This is a genomic window from Bacillus sp. FSL K6-1005 (genome assembly GCF_038000225.1).
GTDB lineage: Bacteria > Bacillota > Bacilli > Bacillales > Bacillaceae > Bacillus > Bacillus mojavensis.
Genome location: NZ_JBBOBP010000001.1, coordinates 2,348,352 through 2,364,796 on the forward strand (window position 1 = coordinate 2,348,352; position 16,445 = coordinate 2,364,796).

16 protein-coding genes are annotated in these 16,445 nt (G+C 42.5%); 10 read left to right on the forward strand and 6 right to left on the reverse strand.

The annotated features are described in order from the left end of the window. Positions 1-34: 34 nt before the first annotated feature. Positions 35-1,765 carry an SgrR family transcriptional regulator gene (locus NST16_RS12390; RefSeq protein ID WP_340887012.1) on the reverse strand — a complete coding sequence of 577 codons (1,731 nt, stop codon included), beginning with the start codon at positions 1,763-1,765 and terminating at the stop codon, positions 35-37. A 115-nt stretch (positions 1,766-1,880) separates the two neighbouring features. Here NST16_RS12390 and NST16_RS12395 point away from each other — a divergent pair, with 115 nt between their 5' ends. Together NST16_RS12395 and NST16_RS12400 are read left to right on the forward strand one after the other, a co-directional pair. Then, a complete protein-coding gene (locus tag NST16_RS12395; protein WP_340887014.1) occupies positions 1,881-3,083 on the forward strand; it encodes an MDR family MFS transporter in 1,203 nt (400 codons plus the stop codon). Between the two features lie 107 nt (positions 3,084-3,190). Beyond that, positions 3,191-4,345, forward strand: coding sequence for an AbrB family transcriptional regulator (locus NST16_RS12400; protein ID WP_326130645.1), 1,155 nt, complete (start codon positions 3,191-3,193; stop codon positions 4,343-4,345). A gap of 179 nt (positions 4,346-4,524) precedes the next feature. Here the strand turns inward: NST16_RS12400 and ntdR are convergent, their stop codons facing one another. Then, positions 4,525-5,514: an NTD biosynthesis operon transcriptional regulator NtdR gene (gene ntdR / locus NST16_RS12405; protein WP_029441203.1), complete on the reverse strand. Its 990-nt coding sequence runs from the start codon at positions 5,512-5,514 to the stop codon at positions 4,525-4,527. Positions 5,515-5,617: 103 nt separating this feature from the next. Between ntdR and NST16_RS12410 the strand changes: the two genes are divergently transcribed. The 5 genes from NST16_RS12410 (at position 5,618) to NST16_RS12430 (ending at position 10,552) form a co-directional block, all read left to right on the forward strand. Continuing rightward, positions 5,618-6,943, forward strand: coding sequence for a DegT/DnrJ/EryC1/StrS family aminotransferase (locus NST16_RS12410; protein WP_340887017.1), 1,326 nt, complete (start codon positions 5,618-5,620; stop codon positions 6,941-6,943). Next, complete coding sequence (locus NST16_RS12415) at positions 6,915-7,760, forward strand: HAD-IIB family hydrolase (protein WP_268447675.1); 846 nt, start codon at positions 6,915-6,917, stop codon at positions 7,758-7,760. Before NST16_RS12410 ends, NST16_RS12415 begins: the two co-directional genes overlap by 29 nt. 16 nt (positions 7,761-7,776) lie before the next feature. Next, on the forward strand, positions 7,777-8,829 hold the full coding sequence (gene ntdC, locus NST16_RS12420; protein ID WP_268447674.1) for a glucose-6-phosphate 3-dehydrogenase NdtC: 1,053 nt from the start codon (positions 7,777-7,779) through the stop codon (positions 8,827-8,829). 71 nt (positions 8,830-8,900) lie between these two features. Continuing rightward, positions 8,901-10,103 (forward strand): glucose/mannose transporter GlcP, encoded by a 1,203-nt coding sequence (gene glcP, locus NST16_RS12425; protein ID WP_326197293.1) that lies wholly within the window; start codon positions 8,901-8,903, stop codon positions 10,101-10,103. A gap of 251 nt (positions 10,104-10,354) precedes the next feature. Further along, positions 10,355-10,552, forward strand: a complete 198-nt coding sequence (locus NST16_RS12430) for a hypothetical protein (protein WP_032731040.1) — start codon at positions 10,355-10,357, stop codon at positions 10,550-10,552. A 26-nt stretch (positions 10,553-10,578) separates the two neighbouring features. Here NST16_RS12430 and NST16_RS12435 read toward each other — a convergent pair whose 3' ends face one another. The 4 genes from NST16_RS12435 to NST16_RS12450 all read right to left on the reverse strand — a co-directional run bounded on the left by NST16_RS12435 (position 10,579) and on the right by NST16_RS12450 (position 14,004). After that, positions 10,579-11,106 carry a MarR family transcriptional regulator gene (locus NST16_RS12435; protein ID WP_010333647.1) on the reverse strand — a complete coding sequence of 176 codons (528 nt, stop codon included), beginning with the start codon at positions 11,104-11,106 and terminating at the stop codon, positions 10,579-10,581. A gap of 76 nt (positions 11,107-11,182) precedes the next feature. Continuing rightward, a complete protein-coding gene (locus NST16_RS12440) occupies positions 11,183-12,682 on the reverse strand; it encodes a monooxygenase (protein WP_340887020.1) in 1,500 nt (499 codons plus the stop codon). 199 nt (positions 12,683-12,881) lie between these two features. After that, entirely contained in the window at positions 12,882-13,382 is a 501-nt protein-coding gene (lepB, locus tag NST16_RS12445; protein WP_010333645.1) for a signal peptidase I, read from the reverse strand. 1 nt (position 13,383) lies between these two features. Then, positions 13,384-14,004 carry a TVP38/TMEM64 family protein gene (locus tag NST16_RS12450; RefSeq protein WP_340887023.1) on the reverse strand — a complete coding sequence of 207 codons (621 nt, stop codon included), beginning with the start codon at positions 14,002-14,004 and terminating at the stop codon, positions 13,384-13,386. Positions 14,005-14,159: 155 nt separating this feature from the next. Between NST16_RS12450 and NST16_RS12455 the strand changes: the two genes are divergently transcribed. The 3 genes from NST16_RS12455 to NST16_RS12465 all read left to right on the forward strand — a co-directional run bounded on the left by NST16_RS12455 (position 14,160) and on the right by NST16_RS12465 (position 16,414). Then, entirely contained in the window at positions 14,160-14,522 is a 363-nt protein-coding gene (locus NST16_RS12455) for a hypothetical protein (protein WP_010333643.1), read from the forward strand. Between the two features lie 225 nt (positions 14,523-14,747). After that, on the forward strand, positions 14,748-14,948 hold the full coding sequence (locus NST16_RS12460) for a DUF3311 domain-containing protein (RefSeq protein WP_010333642.1): 201 nt from the start codon (positions 14,748-14,750) through the stop codon (positions 14,946-14,948). Beyond that, positions 14,945-16,414: a sodium:solute symporter family protein gene (locus tag NST16_RS12465; RefSeq protein ID WP_268447670.1), complete on the forward strand. Its 1,470-nt coding sequence runs from the start codon at positions 14,945-14,947 to the stop codon at positions 16,412-16,414. Before NST16_RS12460 ends, NST16_RS12465 begins: the two co-directional genes overlap by 4 nt. The last annotated feature ends 31 nt before the right edge of the window (positions 16,415-16,445 follow it).

Consider the following 16,445-nt stretch of genomic DNA (forward strand, 5'->3'; position numbering starts at 1 on the left):
CAGAAGCATGAGAGGGGTCAAATGAGAGCCCTCTTCACTCCTTTGACAGCCATACAGAGTAAAAATCAATCCACCCCTCTTCATCCAGCATGAGATCCTCAACAGTCTCACTCGATACTACCTCAAGCACATTTTGATACAGCGGTATCGCGCTGAAGCTCCCTATAAGCTGACGGTCAATTTGTTTTACTATATTCATTCTGGAAGACCGGTCGGGTAATGAGAAAAACCGTTCTATCATTTCTGAAAATGTCTGTTTCTGTTCACCTGAAAGATGCTGATGCAAAAAGCTGTTCTCCGAAAGCAGCAAATGTAAAAAACCAAACTCACCTTCTTCATAAAACGTTGCGCTGTCATGAATGATGTCAGCCATTTGTACGATTTCCGGTCGGCGCAAATCGGCAGCAGTACAAAATTCCAGATTAAGCCTAATGCCGCTCCGTTCACAAATCTCTTGAATCCATGCTGCGTCCTCGCGATGATCCGTTTCAGAAAAAGTGAATAGTGACAACGTCTCTCCCGCATATCCGCTTTTTTTCATTAATTCCGCAGGTGAAGCATCTCCCCAATCAAAAGGCGCCCGGTGGAAAAAAGATGATACAGGAATGCTTCTGTGTCCTCCCGCCTCACGAACGAGCTGTTCAGATGAAATCAGCAGCCGAAGGGCTTTTCTCAAGCTTGGATGCTGAAGCGGCCCTTTCTTTCTGAGGTTTAGTGACAAGTATTGAACATGCCGTTCTTCAAAAACAGTTTGCCGCTCAGGAGGTTTCTGTTTTTCTCGAAGGGTAAAACCGTACATATCATCTGCTTGCTCAGAAAACACAAACTCAATACGATCTAAGAATGCCCGGCCCTTAAAGTAACGCTCGTTGGCTTGGAGAATGAGCATGTGTTCGTCATGCTGAACAAGGCAAAAAGGTCCTGTTCCATTCACCTCGCCGTTCATTTCTGCCGGCAGGATAGACAGCCGTTCATCACAAAGAATATATGGCAAAAGCTCATTTGGCTGATCGAGCTCAATGTCCACACAAAAAGGCCCTTTCTCTGAAATCCGTTCAACACCTTTCAGCAGCCATTTATATGGATTTTCATCATGATCCATAAAACGCTGAAACGTAAATACAACATCCCTTGACGTCAATGGCTTTCCATTATGAAAAGAAACGCCTTTCCGAAGAAAAAATCTCCACCGTTTTTTCCCCGCCTTATTCCACCCGTGGATTAAATGCGGCTGCGGCTCTCTCTTTTCCCGATCAAACCGGAGCAGTGTATCATATATCTGCTTGACAAAATGGCCCTCTGACCGCAGGAAAATCCTGCACGGATCAAAACTGCTTACCGCTGCTGGGGCTATAAACAAGCGCAGCACATCCTGTTCACCATCCTGTCCGGTTTCTGTTACAAAACCGAATACCTCAGAAAACCACATGTCATACACATTTTGAATCCCAGGAAACATCGGCTGATAATATTCAAGCAGTTCTTTTGCTTTTTTAAGCTTTCCGGCTGTTGTATATTCCTTGGCAGTTTGAAGCAGCAAATCTTCCGGCTGACGGAGAAAAGCGATTTTTGATTTATGGCCGCGCCCCGATCCGCTCTCGCGAAGGATCCATTTTTTGCTCTCCATCTTATGTAAAATCAGCTTCGCATTTCTCTCTGTACAATATAAACTAGCCGCAATCTCACTGAGCGGCATTTCCTTCATCTGTCCCGGTTCGCCGCTCTCAGCTTTTGCGAGCGCCACATAATGGTCAATCAGCTTCAATCCCTGCACCTCCTGACAAAAAAGGGGAATTTTTTTCACTAATTTTCTTCTCTTTTTGGCCCGCCGCCCCTTTTATACACTACCACTATATCAAACATCGAAAGGCGGAAATCACATGTTTCTCCTCTTCCAATCAATGAAATCCCGCTACACAGCACCCGTTTGGCTCCGGTTTTTCGGCGAAATGCTGACAAGCCTGACAGGTGCCATGATGGGGCCATTTATGGTGCTGTATCTGCATGAGCAATTAAACGGAAGCGTGATGCTTCCCATGCTTATCATCAGTCTTCAGCCCTTCGCTGATATTTGCCTGACACTCATAGCGGGACGTGTGACAGATCAGCTCGGACGGCGAACAGCGATCCTTACTGCCCTGCTTCTGCAAACAGCGGCAATAGCGGGGTTTGTTTTTGCTTATGATGCATATTTTTTCGCTTTCCTTTATATCCTCAACGGCATCGGCAGATCCCTGTACATTCCTGCATCACGCGCACAGATCGCCGAAAGCACGCCGGAAAGCAGACGTTCGGAAGTTTTTGCCGTCATCAATGCCATCTACTCAGCAGGATTGACGGCAGGTCCGCTGCTTGGGCTGCTGCTGTACGCTCATGATCCCGTTTGGATATTTGCATTAGATGCCGCGGCCCTGTTCGTTTATTTTCTTATCGCCGCCTTTAAATTACCAGAAACAAAGCCGCTAAAAGCCGATCATCCCGCAGCATTATCCGTGCGTTTCACAAGATATCGGCCTGTGATGATCCTTTTGCTGCTTTCTCTCCCAATCAGCATGTTATACGCGCAAACAGAAACGACATACAGGCTGTTCAGCAAAAGTGTGTTTCCTGATTACCTGTCCATGCTGGCAATCTATTCAGCGGCAAAAGCGTTATTAAGCTTTGTTCTTCAAGTTCCTCTAGTAAAATGGACAGAAAAGTTTTCGATGAAAACGATTTTTCTCATCACCTATATCAGCTACTCACTTGCGGCCGCCGGCTTTGCATTCTCAACATCTTTGACGCTGCTTATGCTGACTGCTGCCGTGATGACGGTTGGAGAAAGCATCGGACTCACTCATATTCAAACCTTTATTTCCCGGCTGGCGCCGCCGCATATGCTCGGCCGTTTCTATGCGATATACGGCTTGCATTGGGATATTTCAAGGTCAATCGGACCGCTGGCCGGCGGACTGATCCTGACTTCGTTTGGCGGAGAAATCATGTTCTACAGTCTTTCCGCTTGTCTTCTCGCCGCTGGTTTCTTGCAGTCCCATATCATGGAGAGGATTGAATATAAGGTCATAAGAAAAGTGAATGGCTGACAGAAAAAAATTCATAATTTCATTATCAACAAAAATATACTATAGTAATGATACATTCACTACATGAACAATTGGAGCTGTAAGTTAATAGGAAGAAGGGTTTTATATTGAAGAAAGACAAAAATCTCCTCACAGATGTATGGTTTATCGCAATCAGTGCAGCCGGGGGGTTTATTCTTTCGTTAACCGGAATATCGATCGGATGGATGATCGGAACGCTGATTGTCGCCTGCTGTCTCGCTATGCTACGGCCGGCTTGGCTGATGATGGCGCCAGATCAAAAAGGAATTAACCGCCGGTGGCTCGCTCTCGGGCAGATGATCCTCGGCATTGAATTGGGCCAAAAGCTGAACCTATCCGTTCTGTCTGTCCTCAAAGATCATTGGTTTTCGGTCGGCATCATGCTGATTTTATCGATACTCCTTGCCATGCTGTCAGGCTATGTGCTTTGGCGTTTCAGCAAAACAGATATGATGACCAGCTTTGTCGGCACGGCTCCCGGCGGACTGTCCGCCATGCCGAGTATTGCCCAGGAGGTCGGTGCCAATACCGCTATTGTCAGTCTCGTTCAAATGATGCGGGTGCTGCTCGTGGTCCTGTCTATTCCGTTTTTGGTTATCCTGATTTACGCTAAACAAGATGGTCCCGCAAATGCAACAACCCAAACGGTATCCGCTGCCACGACAGAAATCGGGCTCGCTCCCGTACTGTGGACCGGCGTTCTCATTTTCGTTGCCTGGGGAGCTTGCAAAGCGGCAAAATATTTAAAATTTCCCGCTCCGTGGCTGCTCGGCAGTATGCTCGGTGTAGCGGCCGTGCACATAGGCGGCGCTTCAATAACAGGCCATGACATGCTTGCATGGTGGCCGTCACAGGCAAACCATCTTTCGCAGATATTTCTAGGGGCTACAATCGGTTCTAAGATGTACAAAAGCATGTTTGCCGGCGTTACACGTATCATGATCGTCGGTTTCATTTCATCAGTCGGCTTAATTGCCGCTATGCTTTTAAGCGCGGTGATTGTTTCCAAACTGACAGGAATTTCGCTGATCACCTCTGTTTTGGCATTTGCCCCCGGCGGCATCGCGGAAATGGCGACGACGTCTGTTACATTGCATGCCGATTCCACCTTTGTCGTTGCGGTTCAGGTCATACGCGTCATCCTTGTCATTGCCCTCTTGCCGCCGTTTTATCGTCTGCTTCACCATCTTCATGGTGAAAAAAAAGGCAAAGAGAGTTCGATAAGCGGCAGCAATGCCTAGTTGAAAAAAAGGAAGACTTAGTCATAAAAGGGGGAGTCACTCTATTCTGCAGAGTATGGAGACTTCAAAATGGAGCAGGAAAGTGAAATTTCCTGATTGAAAAAAAAAGAGGTTATTATATGAATAACCTCTTTTTTCTATACAAAGTTATAAAATAATAAGGAAGTGAAAATCTATAGTTAAGTTGATTCTCTTATAATAAGTTTTGTTGGCAATTTAATAATTCTTCTGTTTAAAGAAGTGTTACCCGAAATATACTCGATCATTTTCAACACAGCCTGTTGTCCTAATTCTATTATAGGAATATCAATTGTTGTGATGGTCGGAGTCACTACTTGGCAAATCGATTGGTTGTCAAAACCAATTACCGCTAAGTCTTCTGGAACGTTAAAGCCATTTTTTATCGCCTGTTTAATAATCCCTGCGGCGACTTGATCATTTCCTGTAAATATTGCTGAGGGTCTGTCCTTTAGATCCTTTATCTTATGAAAAACACGAAAGCCATCCTCGATATTAAACAATTCACCAAATATCCATTCGTTTCTATGATGTAAATTGTAATCTCGTAAAGCTTTCAAGTAACCCTCTTTCCTCTGACATTGAGCTTCGCTGTATGGAGTATCAAAACAAAATCCAATTTTTTTATGTCCTCTTTCAATTAAATGTACTACCCCCATGTATGTCGCTTCAAATTCATCATACCCAATGATCGTGATGTCCGCTGAGTGATGATATTCATTACATAATAAGATAGGACCATACTTTAAGAAAGGAGATATCTTATCCCATTCATTTTCTAGAGTTCCAAGAATAATACCATCCACTTCTTTGTGTTTCAATAACTCTAATAGTTCCAGCTCTGTCTGTTTGTCATAAAAGGTTTGAAATACAATGACCTTGTAATTCTTAAACAGTGCTTCATGAGAAACCCCTTTTATTAATCGAGCAAAAAATGGATGGTCGATACTCGGAACCGATAAAGCTATCGTTTGTGTCTTATTTCTCCTAAAATTACGAGCCAAATAATTGGGAGTGTAGTCAAGTTCGTTAATAGCCTTTAAGATCGTATCTCTTTTTTCTTTCGACACATAAGGGTGATTATTCAACACTCTTGAGACTGTGGTTTTAGACACATTGCATAATCTTGCTATTTCATCAATTGTAGGCATATTTTCCCTTCCTCAAAAAAGTTATTGACATGTTATCGGTTTCAGAAATTAGGATAAATTTGTATCAAATTTTCCAGATTATAAATCATTGGAGGTACTGTTCATGCAAAAACAGGTTAGAGTTTCAGGTAAAAGTAAAGAAAACATGTTACTGCTAAAACACTTAAAAGGTGACGTACAAGGAAAAGAACTTGTTATTGAAGACAGTATTGTAAACGAGCGATTGAGACAAGTATTAAAAGAAAATACAGATATTGAAAATGACCTTTTCAACTACCAAAAAAATCGCGAAATCAATAAAGTCCCTTTTATGCCTGTAGACAGATTAATAACCAATGATGAAGTGGATGATATCTTAAATACATTATCTAAAGTTTTGCCAACTGGAAAATTTACGAGTGGTTCCTATTTAGAGCAATTCGAGAAAGTTTTATCTACATATTTACATAAAAGGTATGTAATTGCAACCAGCAGTGGAACGGATGCTATTATGATAGGATTATTGGCTTTAGGGTTAAACCGCGGGGATGAAGTGATCATGCCAGCTAATAGCTTTGCAGCTACTGAAAATGCTGTGTTAGCCTTGGGAGGCGTTCCTATCTATGTAGATAGTAACCCACAAACATTCTGCATCGATCCTAACAAAATTGAGGAAGCAATAACCCCTTCTACAAAGTTTATTCTACCTGTGCATTTGTACGGAAAACATTCAGAAATGAAGCATATCCGTCAAATAGCAAATCGTTATCAATTGAAAGTAATTGAGGATGCTTGCCAAGGAATTGGACTGACAGACTTAGGAAAGTATGCAGACATCACTACATTAAGTTTTAATCCATATAAGAATTTCGGTGTATGCGGTAAGGCTGGGGCAATAGCAACTGATGATGAAGAACTCGCTAAAAAGTGCATTCAATTTAGTTATCATGGTTTTGAAGTAAATGTAAAAAATAAGAAAGTCATCAATTTTGGATTAAATTCAAAAATGGACAATTTACAGGCAGCAATTGGTTTAGAGAGAATGAAGTATCTTTCATTAAACAATTTCAAAAGACTGTTTTTGGCGGATAGATACATTACTCAATTAGCAGAATTACAGAATAAAGGCCTCATTGAATTACCAGAATTAAGTGAAGATCATGTGTGGCATCTGTTTCCTATTAAGGTAAGAACAGAAGACAGGACAGATATCATGACTAAATTAAATGAAGAGTTTGGTGTTCAAACAGATATATATTATCCAATACTGTCTCATATGCAAAAAACTCCATTAGTACAGGACAAGTATACAAAACTCCAATTGGTTCATACGGAAAAGGCTCATAGTCAGGTACTGCATTTGCCATTATATCCGTCATTTACTTTAGAAGAACAAGACAGAGTAATGGAGGGACTGTTTCATGTTATTAAGCAAGAAGCCAGAGTATAAAACGTTATCCAAGGTTGAACATCCTAAGTATATTGTTTTTTGTGATTTTGATGAAACGTATTTTCCGCATACAATCGATGAACAAAAACAACAAGACATATATGAACTCGAAGACTATCTAGAACAAAAAAGTAAAGCTGGGGAACTACTAATCGGATGGGTTACTGGGAGTAGTATAGAATCTATTCTCGATAAAATGGGAAGAGGAAAATTTAGATATTTCCCGCATTTTATAGCTAGTGATCTTGGAACTGAAATTACGTACTTTTCAGAGCATAACTTCGGACAGCAAGATAATGAGTGGAACAGTCGTATAAATGAAGAGTTTAGTAAAGAAAAGATTGAGATACTTGTAAAACAGTTACATGAAAATCATAACATTCTTTTGAATCCTCAAACTCAATTAGGAACGTCACGGTATAAGCATAATTTCTATTATCAGGAACAAGATGAAATAAACGACAAGAAAAACCTATTAGCAATTGAAAAAATCTGCAAGGAATACGGAGTTTCAGTAAATATAAATCGGTGTAATCCCTTAGCGGGTGATCCAGAAGACAGCTATGATGTCGATTTTATACCCATGGGAACAGGAAAGAATGAAATTGTAAAGTTTATGTTAGAGAAATACAACCTAAATACTGAAAAAGCTATCGCATTTGGAGATAGTGGAAATGATGTTCGGATGTTACAGGCAGTAGGAAATGGATATCTACTAAAAAATGCAACACAAGAAGCAAAAAACCTGCACCAATTGATAACTGATAGTGAGTACTCAAAAGGAATTACTCATACCTTAAAAAAATTAATTGGATAATGAGGAGGAAATAGATATGAAGAAGATTGGTATCATAGGTGCAGGCGGTATTGCAAAAGCGCACGCAACTGCTTTATCTACAATAAAAAATGCAGAGTTAGTAGGAGTGTATGACATAAATCAACAAAATGCGGAAAGCTTTGTGAAAACTTTCGGTGGGAAGACATATGAAAATGTAGATGAACTTATAGATGTCTCTGAAGGTTTAATTGTAGCATCACCAAACTTCTGCCATAAAGAACATGCTTTGCAAGCATTAGAAAAACATAAGCATGTATTGTGCGAAAAGCCTATGGCTATTTCTCTTGAGGAAGCAAGCATAATGAAAGATACTGCTCAAAGGTTAGGCGTAAGAGCTAGTATGGGATTTAATTATAGATATTTGTCTTACGTAAATATCTTAAAAAGCTTAATTATCAATAATGAACTAGGTAACATACTGTCCATAAAAGTACACTTCAAGAAAAATAGTGCCCTTAGACGTAAGAAATTCACTTGGAGAGATGACGCTAATAGTAAGAAGACTAGTGGATCATTGGGGGATCTGGGTATTCACCTTATCGACATGGTATGGTATTTGTTTGAGAGTGATTTCATCACAGAATCAGTAATGGCAAAGATGAACACAAATGTAAAAACAAAAGAGGATAAACAGGTACTTGTAGATGACTATGCAGAAATTTATGGACAATTGAAGAACAAGGTATTTGTAAATATTATCACATCAAAATGTTCTGTACCTGAAGACTGCGGTTTTAGCATTGAGGTAGTTGGACACAAAAAAGAGTTTAAATACCACACAGGCAATCCTCACGTTTACAAGCTCATAGATGGCTTGAACGTGGTAGACTGCCCAGTGCCGCAAAGTCTCTTAAACGATCCGCCAAACGAATTTTATGGTTGGGCTGATTCTTTTAGAAGCGAGTTAATCAATTGGATTGCTTCAACTCAGAAAGATTGGGTTGAGATCCCTTCTTTTAACGATGGTTTTAGATCACAGGAAGTATTAGAAATGTTCTTTGAGAAAGATAGCAACTCTCAAAAAATGTCTGTTTTAGCAGTCAACTAGTATTTCGAAGAGATAAGTTACTGAAAAAGCAGGAATGTATGTTCCTGCTTTTTCATATAGGGGTGTAATGAATGGTAAGAGGGACATATTTATTTGGATATGCTTTCTTTTTCACAGTAGGTATTATCCATATATCAACAGGGAGTTTGACGCCATTTCTACTAGAGTCTTTTAACAAGACAACAGATGATATTTCGGTCATCATTTTCTTTCAGTTTAGCGGATTCCTAAGCGGAGTATTAATCGCACCGTTAATGATTAAGAAATACAGTCACTTTAGGACACTTACTTTAGCTTTGACAATAATGCTTGTAGCGTTAAGTATCTTTTTTCTCACTAAGGATTGGTATTATATTGTTGTAATGGCTTTTCTCTTAGGATATGGAGCAGGTACATTAGAAACGACAGTTGGTTCCTTTGTTATTGCTAATTTCGAAAGTAATGCAGAAAAAATGAGTAAGCTGGAAGTCCTCTTTGGATTAGGCGCTTTATCTTTCCCATTATTCATTAATTCCTTCATCGATATCAATAACTGGTATTTACCGTATTACTTCATATTGACCTTTTTGTTCGTCCTATTAGCAGGGTGGCTCATTTTCTTATCCAAGAACCGAAAGGACGCCAAGAATGCTAACCAAGTGGCCTTGCCAGATGTAGGAGCGTTTCAATACTTTATAGGAGATAGAAAGAAATCAAAGCAATTAGGCTTTTTTGTATTTTTTGCTTTCCTATATGCCGGGATTGAAACAAATTTCGCCAACTTTTTACCTTCCATCATGATAAACCAAGGCAATGAACAAATTAGTCTTATCAGTGTCTCCTTTTTCTGGGTAGGAATCATCATAGGAAGAATACTGATTGGTTTAGTAAGCAGAAGGCTTGATTTTTCTAAGTACCTCCTATTCAGTTGTAGTTGTTTAATTGTTTTGTTGATTGCCTTCCCTTATATAAGTCACCCCATACTTCAATTGGGTGGTACATTTTTGATTGGTTTAAGTATAGCGGGCATATTTCCCATTGCTTTAACACTAGCATCCATCATTATTCAGAAGTACGTGGACGAAGTTACAAGTTTATTTATTGCTTCGGCCAGTTTCGGAGGAGCAATCATCTCTTTCTTAATTGGATGGAGTTTAAATCAGGATACAATCTTATTAACCATGGGAATATTTACAACCATGGCGGTCATTCTAGTAGGTATTTCTGTAAAGATTAGGCGAACTAAAACAGATAACCCTATTTCACTTGAAAGCAAAGCTTCAAAAACACAGTGAAAAACGTGTAAATTAAATCATATCGTAAGGAAGAAGAGGACTTAATGTCCTCTTTTTTATCAGGAGAAAACAGTGTTTTTGCAAGGGAGATAGAAGTGATGATGATTCTGTACCTGTCAGAGATACGTTCAGGTCACGCAGCAAAGGTATTTACAGAATTGTTTTATGATCCGAAGCAACAAAAGAAATTTTGAGATGAACCGAAGATGCATGTAAACTAAAGGAGAAATCATAAAATTAATAGGGGCGTTATGATGAAAAAGATTTTTAAAGGAAGTTTGCTGCGCGACAACCCCGAAAAAGCAATGCACTTATATTATGGAATATGTTTAGGAATCTGGCTGATTTATAATTTGGTGACATCCAGCTCCCCTGGACTGCCGCTTATCATTTTAGCCGGAGGAAATCTGATTTACCTTACAATCTTGAAAAAGAAAGAAGAAACGTGAAAAACACGCACCTCAGTGCGTGTTTTTTATTTAAAAACGTTGTGAAGCCCCTCTTCCATTTCTTCTGAAGACGGATACCATTTTGTCACCAAATCCCGCAACAGCCTTTCCGCAAACAGAATCTCTTCCTCTGTATAACGGTCAAAAAAGGAAAGAAAACGCTGCTCAACCTTTTGATGATAGTATTGATGCAAGCTGTGCAGCTTCTTCCCTGCCGGCGTCAAACGGAAGTAGACCTCCTTCTTATTATCGCTGAGCTGTGTTCTGTGAAGGAAGCCGGCGCCAAGCAATTTTGTGCTGATGCGTGACACCGTCGCTTTCGTCGTATTCATTTTGGCGGCAATCGAAGTGACATTGATCGGCTCACCCTCCCCCACACAGGAAAGAACATGAATTTCTGTCATCGTCAATTGAGATTTTTGCCCGTGCTCCTGATCCAGCTTCTTCATTTCATCAGCCAAAAAGGCTTTTATGAGCCCCTCCCATTTCTCCTGCTGATGAATGAGTTCCGTATATAATTCAAAAAGTGATCGCTTAGTATGTTCTGTATCCATACGGCTCTTCCATCCTTTATTAATCAATTGTTTCTTATATCATAACGTTTTGTTACAGATGAAACAATGATTTGTGTTACACACGGCTGGCAATCGGGAGCCAGCGCCTGATACCTGATTGAATCACTTCTGCCGCATCTGGCCCGGCGGCATTGACTGCCCAGGCGGCATGACCATCAGGCCGAACCAATACAGTATGCACGTCTCTCCACTCTTCACGCGGCTCTGCAAGAGAAGCACACACTGTGTGTAAGCCATTAAATGGGATATGGTCATTATCAGCTCCTTGTTTCAGTGACAGCAAAACGTATGCCCCGTTATGCAGGCAGTTATAGAGGTGTTCCATACTGCCATCAGGAAGCCGCAGTTCCACATCCGGAAGTCTTTTGCCGTTCAACCGATGCGGCGGCATGTTTTGGTCAGCTTCATACCCGACATCGATTGCAGAAATTTGGCCCGCTACAAAGCGATTTACATCGGGAAAAGCAAGCATATCGGACACCATGCTTCGCAAATGGAGACCGGCCTTCGTGAAATCCATCAGCCGCGTCTGCGCCTCTGTGTTCCGAAGAAGATCTTCCGCCACCGGATGCCGCTCAGCGTGATAGCTGTCCAAAAGCCATGAAGGTGCAGAGCCGCCGACAGCCGCCGCAAGCTTCCATCCAAGGTTCATGGCATCCTGAAGACCGACATTCAGCCCTTGGCCGCCAGCAGGAAAATGAATATGTGCTGCATCGCCCGCAAGAAAGAGTCTGCCGCTCCGATACTGCTTCGCTTGACGGGAAGCATTCCCGAATCGGGACATCCACGTAGGCTCGTTTAAGCCAAAATCAGTTCCGCACATCCGGATGAGATCTGTTTTCAGCTCCTCTTCTGTGACAGGAGCATCTTTCGGCGTCTGCGTGCGGTAAGGGCTGATCAACACAACACGGTATCGGTCGGGAGAAAGCGGAACAATCATGACTCCCCCCTCTTTCGTACAAAGCGACAAGACACCTGATGGCGGCGGAGAAAGCAGCTTCACATCACCAAGAGCTGCGGTGACGGTGCTGTCTGTTCCAGGAAACGCAATTCCCGCCTGTTTCCGAACAACGCTCCCTGCTCCGTCAGCGCCAACGGCAAACAGGCTGCTCAGCGTCCGCACACTGCCTTCCCGATCCTTGAAAATGGTTTGCACTCCCTCTTCGTTTTGCGTTACCGTTAGCGCCTCTGCCCCTCGTAACACCTCTGCCCCCAGGCTTCGCGCACGTTCCTCAAGCAGCTGTTCAGTCTCGGTCTGAGGAAGCAATAGCGTATAAGGACAACTCGTATCTAGGCTGGAAAAATCAAGACGGGTATCGAGCATTGAAAAATGTCCAGAAGATGTCTTTTTCCCACGAGACGCAAAACGCTCAAGCACCCCTCTCATTTCAAAAAGCTCAAGCGTGCGGGGATGCAGCGTCAACGCCTTCGAATACGGCATTGGCTGTTCAAGCCGCTCAAGTACGCATGTTTTTACCCCTGCCAATGCCAGCTCAGAAGCCAGCATCAATCCAACCGGTCCGCCTCCGATAATGACTGTTTCGTAATCCATCATGCTCTCCACTCCTTTTGTTTCACTTGCAACTTAATAAAAACCCCGTTAAACATTGACATGAAAGAACATATTTTTTATTTTCGTTACACACGTAACAAAAATGATTATATCGGCTGACAAATGATCTTGCAACACATTTTTCCAATCAGCACAAAAAAGACGCCTAGCAAATGGCGCCTTTTTCTCAGTGTACAGCTTCCTAATCCGAAATGACTCCGACAATGTCTTTTTCCCTGATCGGACCAAAATGCCGGCTGTCAAAGCTATATATACGGTTATCTCCGATCACAAAATATTGCCTCTTCGATAACGTCTTTTTCCCTGTCGTCTCTTTCAGAGAAAAATCTCCCGTTACATGGCTTCCGGCAGATACAGATTTCAATGGTTTCAAAAATGGTTCAGCCACCTGTTTTCCGTTCACATACAGCTGATCGTCCTTATATTTGATCGATTCACCGGGCAGCCCAATGACTCGCTTTATCAGCACTTTTTGATCAGGGCCTTTAAACAAAACAATATCAAAACGATGGATGGTTTTGAATCGATGTGAAAATTTATTGACCAACAGTTCGTTCCCTTCCTGAAAAGTCGGGTTCATGCTTATGCCTTCTACTTTGTAATCAATAAAGACGGCATTTTTGACTTGAATGGCGAGAACGACGGAAACAACACCGGCAAGAAACCAAAACCGTTTTTTCATGTTACTGTCTCCCTCCATCATGCTCACGCTGGCTGGCTCTCACATGCAGATGCCGTTCCACCCTTTTGCCGACATACCATAAGACAGCAATCACCACAACGGCAATAACTGTGCGAATCGGCTGCGTGATCAGCGCGTGAAGATCATATCCGATGAAGCTGATCATAAAAATCATGACGAGCTTTCCCGAGGCTGCCGCCAAAATAAACGGCCGCGTCCCGATCCTTGACAAACCGGCGACAACATTCACCGCGGCAGACGGTGTAAATGGAAAACAAAGCAGAAGAAACATCGGGCCAAAACCGTGTCTTTCCACCCATAACATAAGCTTTCTGACAGACGGATGCCTGCGGATGAACCCAAGAGCTCTTCTTTGTCCATAATGACGGACAATGAAAAACACGAGAATGGACCCCGCTGTTGATCCGGCCCATGACAGGATGAAGCCTTCCCACAATCCAAACGAATTGGTATTCGCCACCACAAAAACGATAAGCGGCAAAAACGGGAGAAATGCTTCAACTAAAGGCAGCAGCACAGCAATAAGCGGACCGAAAGCCCTGTAGCTTTGAAATAATTCAGTTAAACGATCCTCTGTCAAATAGGATAAAAATTGCTCCAACGTTTATACTCCTCACCGGGTTTGTCTATCCTTATTCTACACATTCTCGGCGAAAAACTAAAAAGTTTTGGCGATTTTTTCTGTCTTGAAATATTTCACCAGCCGATATAGAATACGATTAGAACAAACGTTCCCTTAAGAAAGAAGGAGTTACCATGCCTCATTTGCAGCCAGAAGGATACGAATTGATAGAGCGGGCTCTTTTTTTGCCTATGGTCATTACCATTTTAAACCGTGATCTCAACGGAATTGAAAAAAGCACATTAAAATTAAAACACCCTTATATACAACTTATCAACGAATCATTAAAAATAGCACAAAAGGATCTGATTGAGGTCAGAAAAGAGCTGAGGAAAAGAAAAATTGCCATCCACGAGGCTGAGCGTGATGAAGCCTTTACACTTTATTTATTTGTCATTGATGGCTACGAAGAAAAACACCGCTATTTTAACCCGCGAATCCGTGAGCAAGTAAGCAGTTTGTTAACATTCTATTTATTTGCGCCGGACGCGCCATGAGTCTTTCGAATCATTCTGATTTCTCCTCCTTGCGCCCGTCCACTCTCCGGGCGCCTCACCAATAAATTTCTGACAATTCACACTATACAAACAAAATAAATTTATTTATAATTCGTACCACAGCCTTTTACTCCCCAAAAAGTGACATGTGCCGCCAAATTAACGACATGATTTGCAGCCTGCACATGACACGCACCGCCCAACTTTTAATCAAAGGAGGACTCTATGAAACTGATTCACATTCTTGCTGCTCTGCCCTTCATCGGACTTTTGCTTGGCATCCCTTTTGCAAACAAAGTGACACCCTATCTGTTTGGCATGCCATTCATTCTCGCCTATGTCGTCATGTGGGCTTTGCTGACCTCTGTCCTGATGGCGATCGTGTATGTCCTTGACAAAGAAAATAAAAGGGAGGAAGCAGAATGAACGCAGCTCTCATCATCATTTTCGGCGTCTTGCTATTCAGCATGTTTCTCGGCGTACGCGCCCAAAAAGGGAAAGACATGAATCTTGAGCAGTGGACGGTCGGAGGCCGCGGCTTCGGAACCTTGTTCGTGTTCTTATTGATGGCAGGCGAAATTTATACCACATTTACGTTTCTCGGCGGAAGCGGCTGGGCCTACGGGAAAGGCGGACCTGCCTTTTACATCATCGCCTACGGCTGTCTGGCTTACATCCTTTCTTATTGGCTCCTGCCTGCGATATGGTCCTATGCGAAACAGCATAAGCTGATGTCGCAGTCCGATTTTTTCATCAAAAAGTACAACAGCCCGCTGCTTGGCGTACTCGTCTCACTGGTCGGCATCGCCGCTCTTATTCCTTATCTTGTGCTGCAACTGAAAGGGCTTGGATTGATTGTATCGGAAACATCTTACGGAAAAATTTCTCCCACTGCTGCCATTTGGATCGGGGTCATTTCAATCACAGTTTACGTTATGGTATCCGGCATCCACGGGTCCGCCTGGATATCCGTTGTCAAAGACATCATGATTTTGGCTGTCGTTTTATTCTTAGGCGTATATTTGCCGATTCATTACTACGGCGGATTTCAAGACATGTTTCAGCAGATTGAAAACGCAAATCCCGATTTTATTACCCTGCCCGAAACAGGGCAAAGTGCTGCATGGTTCAGTTCAACCGTGCTGCTGACGGCGCTGGGCTTTTACATGTGGCCCCATACGTTTTCCGCTTCCTATTCAGCAGAAAACCCAAAAGTCTTTCGAAAAAACGCCATTATTATGCCCTTATATCAGCTGGTCCTTCTATTCGTCCTTTTTGTCGGCTTTGCGGCTATCCTGCAAGTTCCCGGTCTGAAAGGCGCAGACGCGGATTTATCACTTTTGAGACTGTCTCTTCAAACCTTTGATCCTTGGTTTGTCGGAATCATCGGAGCAGCCGGACTGCTGACGGCGCTTGTGCCGGGGTCTATGATTTTAATGTCGGCCTCCACTTTGTTTGCCAAAAATGTTTATCAAGTGTTTGCTCCCCGCACGACGGAACAGCAAGTATCATTATTGGCTAAATGTTTAGTGCCAGTGATTGCGCTGATTGCTGTGTACTTTACATTCAAAGGCGGGAACACAATCGTTACGCTTCTCCTGATGGGCTACAGCCTTGTCACACAGCTATTTCCGGCCCTGCTGTTCAGCCTGTTCAAGCATCATATCGTGACCAAACAAGGAGCATTCGCCGGCATTATAACCGGTGTCGGAGCCGTTTCTTATATTACGGTTACGGAAACAACAATCGGCACGTTATTTCCGGCGCTGCCACAAGCGGCGAAAGACTTAAACGTCGGCATTGTCGCTTTGCTGCTGAATGTTACGGTCATGATGGCGGTCAGTCTCATGACAAGAAAAACAAAAAACGCTGCTGCTGATCAAGCCGCTTAAACAAGAAAAAAGCAATCTGGACAACAGATTG